The organism is Mycobacterium sp. NGS63 (assembly GCF_059812295.1).
In genome coordinates, this window is the sequence record NZ_JCALCJ010000005.1 from 400,742 (window position 1) to 419,859 (window position 19,118).

The following is a 19,118-nucleotide window of genomic DNA, read 5'->3' on the forward strand; positions in this document are numbered from 1 at the left end:
CGTAATTCGTCCGTCGCGGCCGCGCGGATAGATCGCGGTTGGCTAACGATTGAGAGACGGTGCGGAATCGTCACATTCAGGTAACGATCGGCACCCTATGCCACCAGGCGGCGTAACAGCGTTGAGGCCGTGGCGATCCCGACCACCGCGGCGACCACCAGCACGACGACGTCGACGGGGTTGAACGGGGTGCCGATCAGCAGCGCCCGCAGCGCGTCCACCTCGTAGCTGAGCGGGTTGACCTTGCTCAGCGCGCGCAACCAGGCGGGCATCACGTCGACCGGATACAGCGCGTTGGACGCGAAGAACAACGGCATCGTGATGGCCTGGCCGATGCCCATCAGGCGATCGCGCGACAGCACCAGCCCGGCCAGCGTCATCGACAGGCAGGCGAAAAACGCGGCGCCGAGCATGACCGTGGCCATCGCCGCCAGGACCCGCAGCGGGTTGACCGTCAGGCCGATGTTCATCAGATACGCCAGCACCATCACGCCGACCACCTGCGCCACCGATCGCACGCCGGCCGCGAAGGCCTTGCCGGTGATCAGCGCCGACGCCGGCGCCGGCGTCACCATCAGCTTGGCCAGCACGCCGGCGTCGCGATCCCAAATGATCTGTATCCCATAGAAGATCGAGATGAACAGCGCCGACTGGGCGATGATTCCCGGCGCCAGGAAGGCGAGATAGGACACCGGCCCGGTGTGGATCACGTGCAACTTGCTGAACGTCGTGCCGAAGATCAGCAGCCACAGCGCGGGCTGCACCATTCGGGTGACGAACTCGGTCCGGTCGTGTTGCAGCTTCTGCAGTTCGACGATCGCGAACGCACCGACGCGCGCCAGCGTCGCGCCGACGCGTCGCCAGCCGCGCGGAGCGCGGACCAGGGTGGCTCGGGCGGTGGTGTCAACTGGCACGGCTGGCAACCCTTCTGCTGGAACGGATCTCGCGGAAGGATCCGGAAGTTTCGGGTTGGCCGGACAGGTCGGATGCCGCGTAGTGGCGGAACACGTCCTCGAGCGTGGCGTTCGGCGCGACGGTCGCTTTCAGCTTGGTGGGCGTGCCCACGGCCCGCAGTTGGCCGCGGTGCATCAGTGCGACCCGGTCACACAGGGCGTCGGCCTCCTCCATGTAGTGGGTGGTGAGCAGGACCGTCATGCCGAACTGCGCCTGCATGCCGCGCACCTGCTGCCACACCCCGTCCCGGGCGATCGGGTCCAGCCCGACGGTCGGTTCGTCGAGCACCAGCAGCGACGGCCGGTTGACCAGCGCCTGCGCGACCTCGAGGCGGCGCACCATGCCGCCCGAGTAGGCCCCCGCGCGCCGGTCGGCCACGTCGAGCAGCTCCATGGCGTCCAGCGCCTGTTCCACCCGTTCGGCGCGGCAGTCGCGCGGCACGCCGTAGAGCCGGGCGAACCACTGCACGTTCTGCCGGCCGGTCAGCGCGGGCTCGATCGAAAGCTGTTGCGGCACATAGCCGATGTTGCTTCGGATGTCGACGGTCCGGTCGCGCGCGTCCATGCCGAAAATGCGCAGTTCGCCCCGTTGCACCGGGGTCAGGGTGGTGAGCATCCGGACCAGCGTCGTCTTGCCCGCGCCGTTGGGGCCGAGCAACCCCATGGTCTCTCCGGGCCGCACCTGCAATGTCACGTCGTCGACCGCGGTGAACTGGCCGTACCGGTGGGTGAGGTTCCGGCAGTCGATCGCCATCGGCAGTCGTTCGCTCATGATCGCCGCTCCTGCAGTCGTCGGGTCATCGTGTCCAGGACCTCCAATCCCTTTGCCAGGGAATCGATTTGATCGTCGTCGAGCTCGTCGAGCAGCTCGGACAGCAGAGCCCGCCGGGCGGCCCGAGACGCGTCGACCACCTGCTGGGTGGGCTCGGCGAGCCGCAACTGGCAGGCGCGGCGATCCGACGCGTCCACGGTCCGGACGAGCAGGCCGTTCGCCACCAGCTTGGAGACCAGGGTCGAGGCGGTGTTGGGCACCAGCCCGAGCTCCGCGGCCGCCGCGCGCACTGAGATCCCCGGTCGCCGGCCGACGAGCCACAACAACTCGGCCTGTGACTCGGTCAGCTGCGCGGAGTCCAGCCCGCGACCACCCGACCGGCGCAGTTGCCGGCGGAACCGGCCGACGACGCCGAATACCTCGGCGGCCAGATCGGGGCTTGTCTTCACCGCACCCATATTAGCTCTGCTTACGAGCTAAATATGGGTGCGAGCTGTGTAGGGGCTAGGCCGTGGCTATCTTTCGATGGCGTGCAGCACCACGCCGGTCAGTTCGCCCTTTTCGATGCTGGCCGTCATGTAGCTGCAGAACGGTTGCCGGCGCCGGTCCGTCGGCGAGCCCGGATTGAGCAGGCGCAGCCCGGTTTTCGTGGTCGTGTCCCAGGGGATGTGGCTGTGGCCGAACACCAGCACGTCGCTTTCGGGGTACAGACGCGACATGCGTGCCTCGCGGCCGGCCGTCGCGCCGGTCTCGTGGACGACGGTCAGGCGCAGCCCGCCCAGCACCGCGTCGGCCCGCTCGGGCAGCCGCGACCGCAACTCGGGACCGTCGTTGTTGCCCCAGCAGGCGACCAGCCGCGCGGACCTGGCCTCGAGCTCATCGAGCAATTCGACAGCGACCCAGTCTCCGGCGTGCACCACGACGTCGGCCGCGGCCACCTCGTCCCATACCCGCGCGGGCAGGTCGCGGGCGCGCCGCGGGACGTGGGTGTCGGCGATGAGCAGCAGCCTCACAGCCCCATCTTCCGTCAATCGCCTCCGGTGTTCCCCGGGCCGCTCAGGTCATCGCTTCGCGTCGCGTCGTTGGCGCATCCGCATCCTCACCCAGGAGCAGGGAACGAACCAGGCGGCGCGTTCCGAAGGGGCGGAGCATGTGGCTGGCGGGGCGGGTGCGGACGATGCTCGGCCACCAGAACCAGCGCCCGAGCAGCGCCGCGATGGACGGTGTCATCAGGGAGCGCACGATCAGGGTGTCGAAGAGCAGGCCGAGGCCGATCGTGCTTCCGGCTTGCCCGATGGAACGCAGGTCGCTGGCGACCATGGACATCATGGTGAACGCGAAGACCAGGCCCGCCGCGGTGACGACTCCGCCGGTGCTTCCCATGGAGCGGATGATGCCCGTTTTCAAACCGGCGCCGACCTCCTCCTGGAACCGCGACACCAGCAACAGGTTGTAGTCCGACCCGACGGCGAGCAGGATGATCAATCCGAACACCGGGGCGATCCAGTTCAGCTCGAGGCCAAAGATGTGCTGCCAGAACAGCACTGACAGCCCGAACGCGGCGCCCAGGGACAGCAGTACCGTGCCGACGATCGCCAGAGAAGCGACGAGCGCCCGGGTGATGATCAGCATGACGGCAAAGATCAGTGTCAGTGCCGCCAACCCCACGATCAGCAGGTCGTATTGCGATCCGGCCTGGATGTCGCGGTAAATCGCCGCGGTGCCGGCGAGATAGAACTTGGCGCCAGTCAAATTGGTCCCCTTCACCGCCTGCTGCGCGGCGGCTAGCTCCGGCTTCACCGCTGATATGCCCGCCGGGGTCGCCGGGTCCTTGTCGTGGGTGATGATGAAGCGCGCTGCCTTGCCGTCCGGAGACAGGAACAGTTTCAAGCCGCGCTGAAAGTCCGGATTCTGGAACGCCTCCGGCGGCAGGTAGAAGTAGTCGCCGCTGCGGGAAGCGTCGAAGGCCTGGCCCATCGCGCTCGCCGTGTCGGTCATCTGACTCATCTGTGTGACCAGACCCGAGAAGCTGCTGTGCATGGTCAGCAACGTCCCCTGCATCGACTTCGCGACGGCGATGATCGGCGGGAACTCAGCCAGCATCTCGGGCAAAATGGTGTCGACGTTGCTGAGGTCGTTGATCAGCGTGCTCATGTTCCCGCTGAACTTGTCGACCCCGTCGATCGCCTCGAACACCGACCGGGTTGCCCAGCACACCGGGATGTTGAAACAGTGCGGTTCCCAGTACAAGTAGCCACGCAGCGGCCTGGCGAAATCGTCGAAATCCGCTAGATGGTCCCGCATCTCGTTCAGTGTGGCCTGCATGCCGTGCATGTCACCGACCATGTGGTGGGTCGTGTCACTCATCTGGCCCAGCAGGTCACGCATTCGCTCCATCGAGCCGATCATGGCGCCCAGGTCGTCGCTCATCTTGAGCATGTCGGCCGTCCGGTCTCGCATGAATTGCAGGTTCTGTTGGATCGGAATCGATTGCGCGCTGATCTGGAACGGTATCGACGTGTGCTCGATCGGACCGCCCAACGGGCGCGTGATGCTCTGCACCATAGCGATTCCCGGTGATCGGAAGACATCCTTGGCGAGCCGATCGAGGATGATCATGTCGCCGCTGTTCCGCATGTCGTGGTCGCCTTCGATCATGAGGATGTCGGGATTCATAGTGGCGGCGCTGAAATGACGTTCCGCGGCGGCGTATCCGACGTTCGACGGCAGGTCACGCGGTATGTAGAAGCGATCGTTGTAGCTGATCTTCATGCTGGGCATGACGAGGATGCCGACGATGGCGATGGCGAGCGAGGTGGCAAACACCGCCCCGGGCCAGCGGACGGTGGCGGTACCGACGCGTCGCCAGCCGTGGACTTTGGCGGCGCGTTTGGGATCGAGGAGACCGAAGCGACTGGCCACGGCGACGACGGCGGGCGCCGCCGTCATCGCGCCCGCCACGACGACGAGCAATCCCAGCGCGGACGGAATGCCCAACGCCTTGAAGTACGACAGGCGCGCCAGGTGAAGGCAGAACGTCGCCCCGGCTATTGTGAGGCCGGACCCCAAGATGATGTGCGAGGTACCACGAAACATCGTGTAGTACGCGGTTTCACGATCCTGGCCGGCCTGGCGAGCCTCTTGGTATCGACCGATGAGAAAGATCGCATAATCGGTGCCCGCCGCGATCGCCAGCGACGACAACATCGCGACGACAAATGTGCTGAACCCCAGCAATCCGCTGTTCCCGAGCAGCGCGACGAGCCCTCTTGCCGTGCCCATCTCGAAACCCACCATGACGAGAACCAGGAGCACCGTGCTGATGGAACGATAGGCGATGAAAAGCATGATCATGATGACCACGCCCGTCACGCCCATCATCTTGAACATGCTCTTGTCGGCGGCTTCGTTCATATCGGTTGTCAGCGCGGCCGGACCCGTGACATACGTCTGCAGGCCTTTGGGCGGTGCGGACCTGTCGACGATCTCGCGCACGGCCTTGATCGACTCGTTGCCCAGCGTGCTGCCCTGGTCGCCGGCCAGGTTGAGTTGGACGTAGGCGGCTTTGCCGTCTCGGCTCTGGACGCCGGCGGCGGTGAGGGGGTCTCCCCAGACGTCCTGCACATGCTGAACGTGTTCGGGGTCGGCCCGCAGCCTTTTCACCAGGGTGTCGTAGTAGCGGCGTGCATCATCGCCGAGTGGGTGGTCGCTCTCCAGCACGATCATCGCGATGCTGTCAGAGTCCGACTCCTGAAAAGTCTTGCCGATGCGTTTGGCCGCGATCATCGCCGGTGCGTCCTGGGGCGACATGGTGACCGCGTGGTTCCGCGCGACCGATTCAATCGGTGGCACAAGCACATTCAGGGCGATGGTCAACAGCAGCCATGCCACCAGGATCGGTATGGCGAACGTGCGGACGAATCGCATGAATCTCGGCCGCGCGTCGCTCCGCGGCGCGATGTCGACGTTCATGCCGCCTTCGCCAGACAGGAGGCCTGAGCATGGTGCCCGGTCGAAACGTTTTCGTTCTCCACGTGCCCGTTGACCGAGATTCGGCACCCGATGTTGTCGCCATTGCCCTGCGCAACAACGCTGGCGAGTACGGCCGGCACCATCGTTGCGACCGTGAAGGTCCACGGTAGGCCGGCGAAGCTCGCCTGTTGCGGCTGCGCATTCTTGTCCAAATAGCTCACGCTGCCGGCCGTGTCTGGCGGCCCATAGACCTCGTAGGTGACCCGCTTCACGTGCGAGGCTTCAAGGGGTGCGGCGCCGGCCGCGGTGGCGGAAAAGATTTCGTCGGAGCCGAACACACCCCGCAGTCGTATGACCGCTTCGCCTCCGAGCGCGACCGCCACCACGACGACGAGCGGTACCCAAGCCTTCTTGAGAAACGCGAACATGGGACTGGGACTCCTTTCGTGGCCGGCGGTCGAGCCGACGACGGGCTCGCAACCACGAGCATATACCCTACGGGGTATGGTATAAAGGAGTCATGACGATCGAAGGTAACGGCGGCGGACCGCGCAAGGCAGATGTCCTCGGGCACGACCGGGGCGACATCGAGGGTGTCCTCACCCGCTTGCGGCGGGCGCACGGGCAGCTCGGGGGCGTCATCTCGATGATCGAGCAGGGGCGCAGTTGCAAAGACGTCGTCACGCAGTTGGCCGCGGTGTCGAAGGCCCTGGATCGTGCGGGCTTCAAGATCATCGCCTCCGGCCTGCGTGACTGCATCACGCGCACCGACGGGCAGCCCGCCGTGTCCATCGATGAGCTGGAGAAACTGTTTTTGAGCCTGGCCTGACGGGCCGGCTGCCGAGGAAGGGGAGAGGGCAGATGTCCCCCACTGAAACTGATCGGACCGGGCCGACGGTCACGCTGTGGCTGGACCCGGTGTGCCCGTTCTCGTGGAACACCGCAGGTTGGCTGCGCGGGGTCGCCGAGACGACCGACATGGCGCTCGATTGGCAACTCATGAGCCTCGCGGTCCTCAACGAGGGGCGGGAGCTGCCACCCGCGCAGCAAGCCAGGATGCGTGATTCGCAGCAGATCGGCCGGCTGATGGCCGCCGTCGCGCGCGAGTCCGGCGCTGCCGGATGGACAGCCGCGTATTTCGCCTTCGGCGAGCGATACTTCGACCGTTCGGAACCCGTCGGTGCCGACCTCGTCGCGCACGTCTTGGTGACGGCGGGGGTGCGTGGAGCCACGGCTGCGGCGGTTTCGGACGCATCCTTGGACGACATCATCCGGAACCAACATGAGGCGGGGCAGGCGGCGCTCGGTGAAACAGGGGGCAGTCCGATACTGCGGATCGGCCAACACGCCTTTTTCGGGCCGGTGCTCACCGCATTGCCCGGTGCCGACGCCGCGCCCGCTCTGTTCGATGCGGTCGCGACGTTGGCCGCGACTCCGCAGTTCGCACAGCTGCAACGGCCGCGCACCGCGGCCTAGTACAGCGCTGAGAAGAGGAGGAAAGAATGACATCGGCGTTGAGCATCACGCTGCACACCTCGTTCGAGGATGCGGTGGAGCGGACCACAAAAGCGCTGGCGGATCAGGGTTTTGGCGTGCTGACCACGATCGACGTGAAAGCCACGCTGAAGCAGAAGCTCGGGGAGGACATGGAGAACTACCTCATCCTTGGTGCCTGCAACCCGACGCTGGCACACCGCGCGCTGGGCATCCACCGCCAGATCGGCCAGCTATTGCCGTGCAACGTGGTGGTGCGATCCGACCCCGCCGGCGATGCCGATGCGGTTCTGATCGAGGCGATGGATCCCCAACTCATGGTCAAGGTGACCGGCGACCAAGCGGGTCTGCAGGACGTCGCCGATCAGGCCACCGCCAAGCTGCAAGCCGCAATCGACGCACTCGGTTGATCGGCCGCGGGCGACCCTAGCCGCGTTCGCTGCGCGCCTCGGCGCCGGTCTCGCCGGCGTCGAAGGAATCATCGGAACCGGCCGCCCCCACATAGGAGCCGTCCTCGTCGCCTTTGCCGGCGCGCGATCGCGCCTGGTGCGCCTCGGGTTCGACGTCGGGTTCGGTCTGGTGGCCCTTGGGTTCAGGCATGGCTTCCTTCCGTGCTTCGCGCAGCGTTCGGATAGGGGTTCCCTCGACGGCCGCGGCGAAACCAGCTCGCAACTACCGTGCCAGGAAGTCCAGCAGGGCCTCGTTGAACTCGTCGGGGTGGCTGATCTGGCAAGCGTGCGGGCCGTCGGCGATGACGTGCAGTTCGCTGCCGGGGATCGCGTCGTGGGTGCGACGGGCCGAGCCGTCGAAGGGCACCGACTCGTCGCCGTCGCCGTGGATGATCAACGACGGGACGCAGACCTTGGTGAGGTCGCCGCGGAAGTCGGTGCCGGCCCAGGCGGCCATGCAGGCCAGCGTCGCTTTCTTGCTCGCCCGCGTGCACAGCGCCAGCGCCTCGTCGCGCGTCGCGGGACTCACCCTCAATTCGCCGTTGGCAGAGAAGAATTCCGTCATCTGCTGGTCGTAGAACGCGTCCTGGTCCTCGATGAGGTCTGCGGTCGCGCGCGCGGCATCCTGCTTGGTCAGCGGGCCGTGCGGGTTGTCGGCGGTCCGCAACATGTACGGGGTCACCGAGGAGGCGAACACAACACTGTGCACGCGCGCGGGGCCGTAGGTGGCGAGGTAGCGGGCGATTTCGCCGCCGCCCATGGACGAGCCCACCAGGGTGACGCCGTCGACGTCGAGGGCCTCGATCAGCGTGTGCAGGTCTTCGGTGAGGGTGTCGTAGGTGTAGCCGCTCAGTGGCTTGTCGCTGCGGCCGAAGCCGCGCCGGTCGTAGGTGATGGCCCGGTATCCGGCTTCGTGCAGCACCGGCACCTGCGCCGACCACGCCAGCCCGGACAGCGGCCAGGGGTGCAGGAGCAAGACGGGCCGGCCGGCGCCCCCGGTGTCGTCGACGTGCAGGCGGGTGTCCCGAAAGAGCCCATGGTGTGCGATCACAGCGGGCATGAAATGACCTTTCGTGGTTGGGGCTCTGCATCGGCTACTACCCCCGTCGACCCCGGACAAACGGGCGCTATTGTTGCCGAATGCGCACCTTCGAATCAGTAGCCGACCTTGCCGCCGCCGCGGGTGAGACCATCGGGCAGAGCGACTGGGTGACCATCACCCAGGAAGAGGTCAACCTGTTCGCCGACGCGACCGGCGATCACCAATGGATCCACGTCGACCCCGAGCGTGCGGCCGCGGGCCCGTTCGGCACCACCATCGCGCACGGTTTCATGACGCTGGCGCTGCTGCCGCGGCTGCAGCACGACATGTACACCGTCAAGGGCATCAAGCTCGCAATCAACTACGGGCTCAACAAGGTTCGCTTCCCGGCCCCGGTGCCCGTCGGGTCGCGGGTGCGTGCTCAGAGCTCGTTGGTCAGCGTCGACGACCTGGGTGACGGCGCCGTGCAGGCGACCGTGTCGACCACCGTGGAGATCGACGGCTCCGCCAAGCCGGCGTGCGTGGCCGAGAGCATCGTCCGCTACATCTCGTAACAGCGGATTGCCGCCCGGTCGCGAATACCTTTGACACGGGCCGGTATTCGCCGTGTCAGCTGGCCGAGCGGGTGCTGATCACCTGGTGGGCGATGTCGACCAGCTTGCTCTGGCTCTCCTGGGACAGGTGGCGCAGCAACTCGAACGCGCGCACGTCGTCGACGCCGTAGCGCTCCATGATGATGCCTTTGGCCTGGCCGATGCGGTCTCGCGAGGCCAGCGCCGATTGCATCTGTTCGTCGTGGCGCCCGGCCATGATCGCCGCGGCGGCATGCGCGGCGAAAACGGCTCCGACGGTTTCGGCTTCGGTGTCCCACGCGCCGGCGCGGAGGCTGAACAAGTTCAGCGCGCCGGCCGTCCGTTCCGCGGTGTACAGCTTGAACGACAGGCTGCCCAGCACGCCGTGCTGCGCCGCGGCCGGTGCGTATCGGGGCCAGCGCGGTTCGGCGCGCATGTCGTCCGAGCGCACGACAGTGGCCTTCAATGCGGCGTCGTGGCAGGGCCCTTCGCCGAAGTCCTGCTGCAATCTGTCGAGTTTGCCGACCAGGCTGTCGGTGTCGGCGAGGGATTCGAACTCGCCGCCCTTTTTCACCAGCAGCACTCCCGCGAGATCCGCGCCCGGTATCAGCTCCACCGCGGTCGTGGTCACGTCGGCGAGCAGCTGCTCGAGGCCGCGGGGCGCAGCGATGTCGCGGGCGAGCTCGGCCATCCGCACCGCCAGGTCATGTCGGGAGTCTGAAAGTTCCATAGGTTTGGGTTCTTCATGCGGCTGCCGTCGCAGCGTTTGGTCACAAGACCCTCGGGTACCCGCCGACGATCAGGACTAACTCGACCCCCTAGGACGGCCCCAATGTTCGTGCACAACAAAGATCTCCAATTCGAGGTTCGGGTCAGTGAGCCGGACGCCCGATTCGCCACCCTCTTGCAGGAGCAATTCGGCGGCGCCAACGGTGAACTCAAGGCAGCCATGCAGTACTTCACCCAGGCATTCGTGCTGCGCGAGAAGAACCCCAAGATGTACGACCTGTTCATGGACATCGCCACCGAGGAACTCAGCCACCTGGAAATGGTCGGTGCCATGATCACGATGCTGCTCGACGGGCTCAACGACAACCTCAAGATCGCCAACGAGACGTGCGACTGGATGCCCGCGGTCGCCAGCCGCGACGGCCGCGACCAGTTCATCCACAACGTCGCGGTGAACCCGCTGTATCTCGCGCTGAACGGGGGCAGCCCGGACGTGAGCAACTCGCAGGGCGTGCCCTGGATGGGCTCCTACGTCAACGCCAACGGCGACCCCGCGGTGGACCTGCGGAGCAACCTGGCCGCCGAGTCGCGGGCGAAGATCGTCTACGAGTACCTCAAGCAGTTCACCGACGATCCGGGTGTGCAGGACACCCTGACGTTCTTGATGACGCGCGAGGTGGCCCACTACCAGCAGTTCACCGCGGCGCTCAACGAACTTCCGGTCAACTTCCCGCCGGGACAGCTGCCCGGTGACCCGCGCTTCCAGAACGTGGCGTTCAACATGTCCAACGGCGGGGAGTCGGTGCGCGGCCCGTGGAACCAGGGACAGGGGCCGTGGCCCGAGGGCATGGAATGGGAGTACGTGGAGAAGCCCGAACAGCAGTGGCTCAAGGCCGCCACCCGCCAGAACAAGGGCGCGGAGGAGAATCCGGACGGCTCACCGGCCATCGCGGCCGAAAAGCCGTTCACTCACGAACAGCACACTCCCACAGGCTGATTCGGTGGGTCTGCACCGCCGAGTGTGAATCCCACGACACCGTCGCGGCGTGTCGCGTCGCGAGATTCACACTCGGCGGAGGTTCAGGTTTGCGGGTCCGGCGGGTTGTCCTCGCCGCGGCCCGTAACCGCGTCGCGCACATGGTCGAGGACCGCCGCGCCCATCCCCACGGTCTTGAGCACGGTCGGGTTGGGCGGGGTGGCCGGGTGCGGGCGCGTCGGCGCGATCTTCTTGGCCTGCTCGAGTTTCGCGCCGAGCTTCTCCAGCTCCTCGCGTCCGACCACTGCCTCGACCTGCGGCCACACCACGTCCTGCTCGTAGGCGATGTGCTCGCGGCCGGCCGCGACGAACTCCTGGAGCGCCTCGTGATAGTCGGGGTCGCCGGGTTTGCCGTCCTCGAGCCGCTGCAGCAATTTCTTGCCCGCCTGCTCCTGCTCGATTGCCTTGTCGGCCAGCGCATCACCGTCGTCGAGCGCGTCGCGCACCGCCGGCCAGAAGAACTGCTCTTCGATCGCCTCATGCTGAGATTCGGCGATGACGAGGTTGTTCACCATGGTCTCCAGGCCACTGGTGTGGGCACCCGAACCCGACGGCGCCCCGTCGAGCGTCTCCAACATGCCCAGGACACTCTTGTGGTCCTGACGCAGAAATGTGATCGCGTCCATGCTTTGCCTTCCAGTTGGGCTGGTCACTCGAAGTGGCCTGCGAATACCCGGGGGCAAGGCATCGAAACGACGGCCCCGTCCCGTCAGCGCAGTTTGGGCAGGACGTTGGCGCGGTAGAAGTCGATCGCGGCGACGGGGTCGTCCTGGGGAAAGTGCAGAAACGGAACGGCTCCCGCGTCGAGAATCTTTTGCACGGCATCGACGTGCACGGCGGGGTCGGTGCCCACCGTCCAGTTGGCGAGCACCTTGTCGACGGGGTTGGATTCGGCGGCGCGCTGGATTTCGACGGGGTTGGGCTGGTCGACGGCCCCTGCGGTGAAGCGCCACAGCCCGGCCGCGCGCGTGGCCTGGTTGGCGTCGCCGACGACGGCGAACAGCTCGGCGCGCTTGCCCAGGTTGGCGGCGTCGCGTCCGGCGGCCTGCGCGCCCGCGCCGAAGGCGGCCAGCAGCTTCGGGTTCGTGACGTCGCGCGCCTGGGTGATCCAGCCGTCGCCGTACTGGCCGGCCAGTTTGGCGCTCTTGGGGCCGCCGGCGGCCACGAAGATCGGCGGCGGCATGGGCGGGGTGTCGTAGAGCTTCAGCGAATTCGTGTGAAAATAGCGGCCCGCGAAGGAGATTCGCGAACCGCTCCACAGCTGGCGGATCAGTTTGATCGCCTCGATCAGCCGGTCGTGGCGCTCGGTGTAGCTGCCGTAGGTATTGGTGGTGGCCTGCTCGTTGAGGCGCTCACCGGTGCCCACGCCCAGAAACACCCGACCCGGGCTCAACAGCGCCAGCGAGGCGAACGCCTGGGCCACGACGGCGGGGTGGTAACGGTAGATCGGGCAGGTCACCCCGGTGCCGAACGCGATGCTGCTGGTGCGGTTGCCGACCAGCGCCAGCGTCAGCCACGGGAACATCGCGTGGCCCTCGTCGTCCTGCCACGGCTGGATGTGGTCGCTGGCCCACACGTATTGAAACCCGCCCCGCTCGGCCGCCTGGGCCTGCGCGACGAGCTGATCGGTGCGGAACTGCTCGTGCGAGAGCACCACCCCCACGCCCTTGGCCGCCGGCGGCGGCGGACCGGCGGACTCGCCGCGCTCGCGTCGCGGATCCCCGCAGGCCGCGGAGACTCCGACTGCGCCGAGGGCGCCCGCGCCGGCGGCCATCCGCCCGAACGCTCGCCGCGAGATCACCGGATCGGCATACCCGCCGGGCGGCGCGTCACACGCACTAGCCTGACCTACGTGGCCCCGCAGTCGCGCCCGTCGAGCAAAGGCGATGTCCGCGCCCTGTCACGCACCCTGGCCAGGGCGTTCTATGACGATCCGGTGATGACCTGGCTACTCCCCAACGACAGGGCGCGCACCGCGCACCTCTCCCGGTTGTTCGCCACGATGACCCGCCACCACCATTTGGCCCGCGGTGGCGTGGAGGTGGCCAGCGACGGGCCGGGCATCGGCGCGGCGGCGCTGTGGGATCCGCCGGATCAATGGCGGGAAACGCGCCGCGGGCAGCTCGCGATGACGCCGACCTTCCTCCGGGTTTTCGGCCTGCGGTCCATGCGGGGGCGCGTGGTGCAGGAGCTGATGAAGTGCGCGCACCCCGAGGAACCGCACTGGTATCTGGCGGTGATCGGCAGCGACCCGAGCGTGCGGGGCAAAGGCTTCGGGCAGGCCCTGATGCGCTCGCGGCTGGACCGCTGCGACGCCGAATACTGTCCGGCCTACCTCGAATCGTCCAAGCCCGAAAACGTCCCGTACTACGAGCGTTTCGGCTTCGCGGTCACCCGCGAGATCCGCCTGCCCGACGGCGGCCCGACGATGTGGGCGATGTGGCGGGCGCCGCGTTAGCGTTTCAGGCGCCGCGGGGCCGGGCAACCGTGGCCTATGTCTATCGAAAACGGTCCCGGCGACACTTTGAACGCGAGCGAAAGCACCGACTCCGACGAGGTGCGCAACGACGACGGTGACATCGTCGTCGATCCGCCGGAGGGCTGGAGCGAGGCGAACCGCTTCGGGGTGACGGCGCGCGAAGCGCGCGAAGGCGAGTCACTCGACGAGCGGCTGGCCGAGGAGGAGCCGGACGTGTCCACCGACGCCGTCGTCGGGGCGGACGACGACGGCGGTCCGGGTCGCGCCCATCGGGGCCAGATCGACGGGACGCCCGAGGACGGCGACTCCCTGTACGACGTCATCGACGGGCAAGCCGGGCAAGCGGAATAGTCAGTGTTCGGCTGTTCACTACCGGAACGAAATGGGCGCCCCTAGGGTGTGCTTCGCCAGCCGGCGATGCCGATGGCGATCATCCGCAGCTGCTTGACGGCGATGCGCCGGATGTCCTCGATCGCCTCGGCGCTCTGCGCGTCCTCGATCGCCTCGGCGATGACGATCATGGCGTTGACGAACAGCGTCGCCAGCACGTTGAGGTCCTCGGTGCTCCAGGTGCTCAGCCCCGGGAAGCGGGCCAGGTCGGTGGCCAGCTCGGAGGTGATCAGCCGGATCTCGGTGCGGATGGCGTAGCGCAGCACGCTCACCCCGCTGTTGCGTTCGCGGGCGATGAGGCGCCAGTGCTCGCGCCGGTCGGCGACGCTGGCGACCAGGATCTCCACCGACGACTCGATCACCCGGTTCGGGTCCAGCTTGCCGGCGCGGGCCTCGCGCAGGGTGTCGCGCAGGCTGCGGAACGATTCGTCGATCAAAACCAGCCCGAGGGCCTCCATCGACTCGAAGTGCCGGTAGAAGGCCGCGGGCACGATCCCGACCTCCCGGGTCACCTCGCGCAGGCTCAGCCCGCCGAAGCTGCGGTCCTGCAGCAGCTTGAGCGCGGCGGCGATGATCGCCCGCCGCGTCGCCTCCTTGCGCTGCTCGCGCGACAGGCTCTCGCGCGAGCGCTCGCGGCCAGACCGATGCGGCCGTGAGGTAGGAGTACGGCTGTTCACTGTGTGAACCCTACCACAAACCGGCAGTAAACCCTTGACTACCTGCGGCGTGCGCGCGCACGGTGTACATATGTTCACTCAGACTTTGACTCAGACTTTGAGCAAGCGGGTCCTGGGCTCTCACCTGGTCGACCTGCTCACCGGACCCCACGGCGTCGACCGCTACACCGAACTCGTCGCACCCACCTGGACCGCCGGCGACGCCCGCGCGAAGGTCATCGACGTGCGGCGCACCACGCCGCGCAGCGTCACCCTGACGCTTGCCCCCAACGACGCCTTCCGCTCGCGCTACGCGGTCAAGGCCGGCCAGTACGTCAACCTGACCGTCGACATCGACGGCCGACGGCACACCCGCTGCTATTCACCGGCCAACGCCGAAGGCAGCGCCAACCTCGAGCTGACGATCGGCCACCACGATGGCGGGCTGGTGTCGAGCCACCTCTACGAGCGGGCCCGCCGCGGCATGGTGGTCGGGCTGGCCGGCGCCGGCGGCGACTTCGTGCTGCCTGCGACGCGGCCCCCACGCATCCTGCTCGTCTCCGGCGGCAGCGGCATCACGCCGGTGATGGCGATGCTGCGCACCCTGATCGCCGAGCGCCACCGGGGCGAGATCGCGTTCGTGCACTACGCCCGCACACCCGAGGAGGCGTGCTACCGCGACGAGCTGGCCGCCCACGCGGGTCGCCCCGGCGTGCGGGTGCTACACGGGTTCACCCGTTCGGGTGCGGGTGACCTCGCCGGCCGGTTCGGGCCCGAGCACCTGGCCGCGGCCATGCCCGCACCCGACGTGGTGTTCGCCTGCGGGCCAACGGCTTTGATCGAGGCCGTGCGCGAACACTGCGACAACGTGCACACCGAGAGCTTCGTGCCGCCGGTCCTCGACGCGCCGGCCAATCCGTCCGGCGGGCGAATCACCTTCGCCGACAGCGGGATCGACGTCGTCGACGACGGCCGCTCCCTGCTGGAGCAGGCCGAATCGGCCGGCCTCACCCCGCAGAACGGGTGCCGGATGGGCATCTGCCACACCTGCACGCGGCGCAAGACCGCCGGAACCGTGCGCAACCTGGTCACCGGAGCCGTGTCGACCACCCCGGACGAGGACGTGCAGATTTGCGTGTCCGTCCCGGTCGGCGACGTCGACCTGTCCCTCTAAGGCCCACCATCCCTCCCGACTGTGAATTCTGCGACGGCCGCGCGGCGTGTCGCGTCGTGAGATTCACACTCGCGGACGAATCCGAAGGAGAAGAGCCATGACAGACAACAAGATCACCCTGACCCGCGAACAGGCCGAGGAGTTCGGCCGCGAGCTCGACGCCATCAGGGAACGCGTGCTGGCCGACCTGGGCGAGGTGGACGCCGACTACATCCGCCGCGTCATCAAGGCCCAGCGGGCGCTGGAGGTCGGCGGACGCGCCCTGCTGTTCCTGCCGCCGGCGTGGCCGCTCGGCACCCTGATGCTGGGCGTGTCGAAAATCCTGGACAACATGGAGATCGGCCACAACGTCATGCACGGCCAGTACGACTGGATGCGCGACCCGGCGATCTCCGGGCGCGCGTTCGAGTGGGACACGGCCTGCCCCGCCGACCAATGGCGGCACTCGCACAACTACATGCACCACACCCACACCAACATCGTCGGGATGGACCGCGACATCGGCTACGGCATCCTGCGGATGAGCGAGGACCAGCGCTGGACCCCGTACTTCCTCGGCAACCCGCTCTACGCCTTCCTGCTGATGGTGCTGTTCCAGTACGGCGTCGCGCTGCACGAGCTGGAAACCGAGCGGATCCGCTCGGGGGAGATCCGGCTCGCCGACAAGCGCGAGGTGCTGCGCGCAATCTGGAAGAAGACGCGCCGGCAGACGCTCAAGGACTACGTCGCCTTCCCGCTGCTGGCCGGGCCGTTCGCCCCGTTCGTCTTCGCGGGCAACCTGTCGGCCAACCTGATGCGCAACGTGTGGTCGTACATGATCATCTTCTGCGGCCACTTCCCGGACGGCACCCAGGAGTTCACCGTCGAGGAGACCAAGGACGAGTCCCGCGGCATGTGGTACTTCCGCCAGGTCCTCGGATCGGCAAACCTGACCGGCGGCAAGCTGTTTCACCTGCTGTCGGGCAACCTGTCGCACCAGATCGAGCACCACCTGTTCCCGGACATGCCGGCCCGCCGGTACGCCGAGATCGCGCCCGAGGTGCAAGAGATCTGCCGGCGCTACGGCATCCCCTACAACCGCGGCCCGCTGCTGCGCCAGTTCGGCACCGTCGTCCGCAAGATCGTGAAGCTCACGTTCCCGTCGAAGACGCCCAGCGCCACTCCGGCGCCGGAACTGGTCGCCGCCTGAGCTGAGCCCCCTCCGAATCCCACCGAGCCTGCGTACAGATCGTGTTTCGGCCCTGTCGGGTAGCACTGGACGCAGACTCGATGTGCTGGCAGTGGATTCGCAGCGGCCCAGCGCTACGCGTCGTAGTCGACCCAGACCGTCGGGCTGGTCGGGTGGGCCTGGCACGTCAGCACGTATCCGGCGGCGACTTCGGCCGCGCCGAGGGCGAGGTTCTGGTCCATGTGCACCGTGCCGTCGAGCAGCTTGGCGCGGCAGGTGCCGCACGCCCCGCCCATGCAGGCGTACGGGGTGTCGTCACGAACCCGTAAGGCGCCCTCGAGGATGGTGTCGCCGCCGGCGAGGTCGAACTTCGCATCCCTGCCGGACAGGGTGAACGTTACGGTGGAATGCGCGTAATCCGTTCGTACGGCGCTCTTTTCGTAGCCGGTGAACAGTTCCAGATGGACTCGTTGCGGGTCTACACCGTGGGCAACCAAGGTGTCGCGTGCCGCGGTGCTCATCGCGGGAGGGCCGCACAAGAACCACTCGTCCACGGCGTCGGGCCGCAGGCTCGTGGTCAGCCACCGCTCGAGCTTTTCCGTGTCGATGCGGCCGCGCAGCTCTGCCGGGTGCAGGGGGTCGTCGGACAACACGTCCACGATCTCCAGGCGCTCGGCGAAGCGTGACCGCAGCCGGTCGAGCTCGGCGCGAAACATCGTCGACCGTTTGGTGCGGTTGCCGTAGACCAGCGTGAACCGGCTCTCGGTCTCGGTCTGGAGGGCCGTCGCCAGGATCGACAGCACCGGCGCGATCCCGCTGCCCGCGACCAGACCCACGTAGTGCTTGTGGTGCCGTGGGTGCAGGGGGACGCCGAAATGGCCGGTGGGGGTCATCAGCTCCAGCACGTCGCCGGCCTTGAGGTCGTTGGCGACGAACGTCGAGAACGCCCCACCGGCAATGTGTTTGACCGCGATCCGCAGCTGTGGCTGCGTCGCGGGCCCGCAGATCGAATAGTTGCGCCGCGTCGCCGCGCCGCCGACATCGCCGCACACCGTGACGTGCTGGCCAGCCCGGAAGCGGAACTGGTCGCGCAACCCCTCCGGCACCGCGAACGTCACCAACGTGCTGTCGTCGGTGAGGGAATCGATCGACGCCACCGGGATGCGATGCGCCACCGCATGCGACGCGATCGGCCTCGCCGGCATCCGGACCGGCACCAGCCGCGCGAGTTTACGGTTGAGTCTCTTCCATTCCCGGAATTCGTCCGGGTGCAGCTGGCGGCCGAACACCGTGGCGATCGCCACCCGCCGCTGCAGGTAGGCCTCCTCGTTGCGCCGCCACGTCCGCACGTACCGGTAGAACGGCACCGACGGATGCAGGTGGTGCACCACGTGGTAATTCTGGGACAGCATCATCGGGGTGAACAGCCACTCCATCCCGACGCGCGCCCGGGTCGCGCGGTAGTGGTCGGTGCGCTGGGTGGCCGCCAGGCCATGGTGCGGCAGCCAGTCGAACCACCATGCCAGCACGAAGATCCCGATGCGCTGCGGGATGAGAAAGACGACCGCGAGCGTCCAGAGCTTGCCGGTGACGATCGCCGCGACCAGCCCCGTCACACCCGCCGCGAGCATCAACAGCGTCTCGGAATTCTCGCTCGACGGCCGGCCGCCAAGCCGGCGCAGCAGGTAGTCGGCATAGAACCCTTCGGCCAGCGCCCAGCGAAACGGCGCCTGCCAGGCCGGGGTGTGTGATGCGAAGGTGTCCGGATCGTTGTCGTCGTCGTTGGCGTGCCGGTGGTGCTCGATGTGGATGAACCTAAACGACGGAAAGGAGATGATCGGCACGACGAACACCCACGCCAACCGTCCGATCAGTCCGTTCAGCCAGCGCGCGGTGCTTATCGAATGGTGTACGGCGTCGTGGACCACCGTGAACATCACGAAGGTGACCGCGGCATTGATCGCAATCGTGAGCCAGGCCGGGATCCCGCCGGCCGCATAGCCGATCGTCGACGCCACGAATGCCGCCAACGCGCCCACGAAGATCAAAAGCGTGGGTAGCGCCAGCGCGGGCACCGCCTCGCCAGGATCTGGGAGCGCTCGGTGTGCGGCGGCGCTGGCGGGGCCGTCTATCGCTGCGATGGTCGACATGCCCATGCAACCTACCCAGCGCGCCGCCGCGCGGCGACGTCGTCGACGGACCAACTGCGCCCGGATAGTTGTCCTCGGCGGA

22 protein-coding genes are annotated in these 19,118 nt (G+C 67.3%); 9 read left to right on the forward strand and 13 right to left on the reverse strand.

The genetic code is table 11. The features are described from left to right. Positions 1-95: 95 nt before the first annotated feature. Genes AC5Y4Z_RS15935 through AC5Y4Z_RS15960 form a run of 6 tightly spaced genes read right to left on the reverse strand, consistent with a single transcriptional unit; the run spans position 96 to position 6,125 of the window. Positions 96-914 carry an ABC transporter permease gene (locus AC5Y4Z_RS15935; protein WP_499965418.1) on the reverse strand — a complete coding sequence of 273 codons (819 nt, stop codon included), beginning with the start codon at positions 912-914 and terminating at the stop codon, positions 96-98. Continuing rightward, positions 904-1,725, reverse strand: a complete 822-nt coding sequence (locus tag AC5Y4Z_RS15940) for an ATP-binding cassette domain-containing protein (protein ID WP_499965419.1) — start codon at positions 1,723-1,725, stop codon at positions 904-906. The genes AC5Y4Z_RS15935 and AC5Y4Z_RS15940 overlap by 11 nt, the downstream gene beginning before the upstream one ends. Next, complete coding sequence (locus AC5Y4Z_RS15945) at positions 1,722-2,183, reverse strand: MarR family winged helix-turn-helix transcriptional regulator (RefSeq protein ID WP_499965420.1); 462 nt, start codon at positions 2,181-2,183, stop codon at positions 1,722-1,724. Before AC5Y4Z_RS15945 ends, AC5Y4Z_RS15940 begins: the two co-directional genes overlap by 4 nt. A 57-nt stretch (positions 2,184-2,240) precedes the next feature. Continuing rightward, on the reverse strand, positions 2,241-2,738 hold the full coding sequence (locus tag AC5Y4Z_RS15950; RefSeq protein WP_499965421.1) for a metallophosphoesterase family protein: 498 nt from the start codon (positions 2,736-2,738) through the stop codon (positions 2,241-2,243). A 43-nt stretch (positions 2,739-2,781) separates the two neighbouring features. Further along, entirely contained in the window at positions 2,782-5,652 is a 2,871-nt protein-coding gene (locus AC5Y4Z_RS15955) for an MMPL/RND family transporter (RefSeq protein WP_499965514.1), read from the reverse strand. Between the two features lie 41 nt (positions 5,653-5,693). Further along, positions 5,694-6,125, reverse strand: a complete 432-nt coding sequence (locus tag AC5Y4Z_RS15960) for an MmpS family transport accessory protein (RefSeq protein WP_499965422.1) — start codon at positions 6,123-6,125, stop codon at positions 5,694-5,696. 92 nt (positions 6,126-6,217) lie between these two features. On the opposite strand from AC5Y4Z_RS15960, the gene AC5Y4Z_RS15965 reads away from it, so the two are divergent. Genes AC5Y4Z_RS15965 through AC5Y4Z_RS15975 form a run of 3 tightly spaced genes read left to right on the forward strand, consistent with a single transcriptional unit; the run spans position 6,218 to position 7,601 of the window. After that, the gene (locus AC5Y4Z_RS15965) at positions 6,218-6,526 is read left to right on the forward strand and encodes a metal-sensitive transcriptional regulator (protein WP_499965423.1); all 309 of its coding nucleotides are present in this window, start codon (positions 6,218-6,220) and stop codon (positions 6,524-6,526) included. Between the two features lie 32 nt (positions 6,527-6,558). After that, positions 6,559-7,173 carry a mycothiol-dependent nitroreductase Rv2466c family protein gene (locus AC5Y4Z_RS15970; protein ID WP_499965424.1) on the forward strand — a complete coding sequence of 205 codons (615 nt, stop codon included), beginning with the start codon at positions 6,559-6,561 and terminating at the stop codon, positions 7,171-7,173. Between the two features lie 26 nt (positions 7,174-7,199). Next, positions 7,200-7,601, forward strand: a complete 402-nt coding sequence (locus AC5Y4Z_RS15975) for a DUF302 domain-containing protein (RefSeq protein WP_499965425.1) — start codon at positions 7,200-7,202, stop codon at positions 7,599-7,601. Positions 7,602-7,617: 16 nt separating this feature from the next. On the opposite strand, the gene AC5Y4Z_RS15980 is transcribed toward AC5Y4Z_RS15975, so the two are convergent. Together AC5Y4Z_RS15980 and AC5Y4Z_RS15985 are read right to left on the reverse strand one after the other, a co-directional pair. Further along, positions 7,618-7,791, reverse strand: a complete 174-nt coding sequence (locus AC5Y4Z_RS15980; protein ID WP_499965426.1) for a hypothetical protein — start codon at positions 7,789-7,791, stop codon at positions 7,618-7,620. 72 nt (positions 7,792-7,863) lie between these two features. Beyond that, positions 7,864-8,700, reverse strand: a complete 837-nt coding sequence (locus tag AC5Y4Z_RS15985; protein ID WP_499965427.1) for an alpha/beta fold hydrolase — start codon at positions 8,698-8,700, stop codon at positions 7,864-7,866. Positions 8,701-8,780: 80 nt separating this feature from the next. Here AC5Y4Z_RS15985 and AC5Y4Z_RS15990 point away from each other — a divergent pair, with 80 nt between their 5' ends. Continuing rightward, complete coding sequence (locus AC5Y4Z_RS15990) at positions 8,781-9,236, forward strand: MaoC family dehydratase (protein WP_499965428.1); 456 nt, start codon at positions 8,781-8,783, stop codon at positions 9,234-9,236. A 55-nt stretch (positions 9,237-9,291) separates the two neighbouring features. Here AC5Y4Z_RS15990 and AC5Y4Z_RS15995 read toward each other — a convergent pair whose 3' ends face one another. Beyond that, positions 9,292-9,984: an ANTAR domain-containing protein gene (locus AC5Y4Z_RS15995; RefSeq protein WP_499965429.1), complete on the reverse strand. Its 693-nt coding sequence runs from the start codon at positions 9,982-9,984 to the stop codon at positions 9,292-9,294. A gap of 102 nt (positions 9,985-10,086) precedes the next feature. On the opposite strand from AC5Y4Z_RS15995, the gene AC5Y4Z_RS16000 reads away from it, so the two are divergent. Further along, positions 10,087-10,980, forward strand: coding sequence for a manganese catalase family protein (locus AC5Y4Z_RS16000; RefSeq protein WP_499965430.1), 894 nt, complete (start codon positions 10,087-10,089; stop codon positions 10,978-10,980). A gap of 83 nt (positions 10,981-11,063) precedes the next feature. Here the strand turns inward: AC5Y4Z_RS16000 and AC5Y4Z_RS16005 are convergent, their stop codons facing one another. Further along, a complete protein-coding gene (locus AC5Y4Z_RS16005) occupies positions 11,064-11,645 on the reverse strand; it encodes a hemerythrin domain-containing protein (protein WP_499965431.1) in 582 nt (193 codons plus the stop codon). A gap of 83 nt (positions 11,646-11,728) precedes the next feature. Then, on the reverse strand, positions 11,729-12,820 hold the full coding sequence (locus tag AC5Y4Z_RS16010; protein ID WP_499965432.1) for a F420-dependent hydroxymycolic acid dehydrogenase: 1,092 nt from the start codon (positions 12,818-12,820) through the stop codon (positions 11,729-11,731). A 51-nt stretch (positions 12,821-12,871) separates the two neighbouring features. Here AC5Y4Z_RS16010 and AC5Y4Z_RS16015 point away from each other — a divergent pair, with 51 nt between their 5' ends. Beyond that, positions 12,872-13,477, forward strand: coding sequence for a GNAT family N-acetyltransferase (locus AC5Y4Z_RS16015; protein WP_499965433.1), 606 nt, complete (start codon positions 12,872-12,874; stop codon positions 13,475-13,477). 36 nt (positions 13,478-13,513) lie between these two features. After that, complete coding sequence (locus AC5Y4Z_RS16020) at positions 13,514-13,849, forward strand: hypothetical protein (RefSeq protein ID WP_499965434.1); 336 nt, start codon at positions 13,514-13,516, stop codon at positions 13,847-13,849. A gap of 41 nt (positions 13,850-13,890) precedes the next feature. Here the strand turns inward: AC5Y4Z_RS16020 and AC5Y4Z_RS16025 are convergent, their stop codons facing one another. Further along, positions 13,891-14,565 carry a TetR family transcriptional regulator gene (locus AC5Y4Z_RS16025; protein WP_499965435.1) on the reverse strand — a complete coding sequence of 225 codons (675 nt, stop codon included), beginning with the start codon at positions 14,563-14,565 and terminating at the stop codon, positions 13,891-13,893. 70 nt (positions 14,566-14,635) lie between these two features. Between AC5Y4Z_RS16025 and AC5Y4Z_RS16030 the strand changes: the two genes are divergently transcribed. Both AC5Y4Z_RS16030 and AC5Y4Z_RS16035 read left to right on the forward strand, forming a co-directional pair. Further along, on the forward strand, positions 14,636-15,718 hold the full coding sequence (locus AC5Y4Z_RS16030) for a ferredoxin reductase (RefSeq protein ID WP_499965436.1): 1,083 nt from the start codon (positions 14,636-14,638) through the stop codon (positions 15,716-15,718). 97 nt (positions 15,719-15,815) lie between these two features. Then, on the forward strand, positions 15,816-16,907 hold the full coding sequence (locus AC5Y4Z_RS16035; RefSeq protein ID WP_499965437.1) for a fatty acid desaturase family protein: 1,092 nt from the start codon (positions 15,816-15,818) through the stop codon (positions 16,905-16,907). Between the two features lie 113 nt (positions 16,908-17,020). Here the strand turns inward: AC5Y4Z_RS16035 and AC5Y4Z_RS16040 are convergent, their stop codons facing one another. After that, the gene (locus AC5Y4Z_RS16040) at positions 17,021-19,036 is read right to left on the reverse strand and encodes a fatty acid desaturase (RefSeq protein WP_499965438.1); all 2,016 of its coding nucleotides are present in this window, start codon (positions 19,034-19,036) and stop codon (positions 17,021-17,023) included. Positions 19,037-19,118 lie beyond the last annotated feature (82 nt).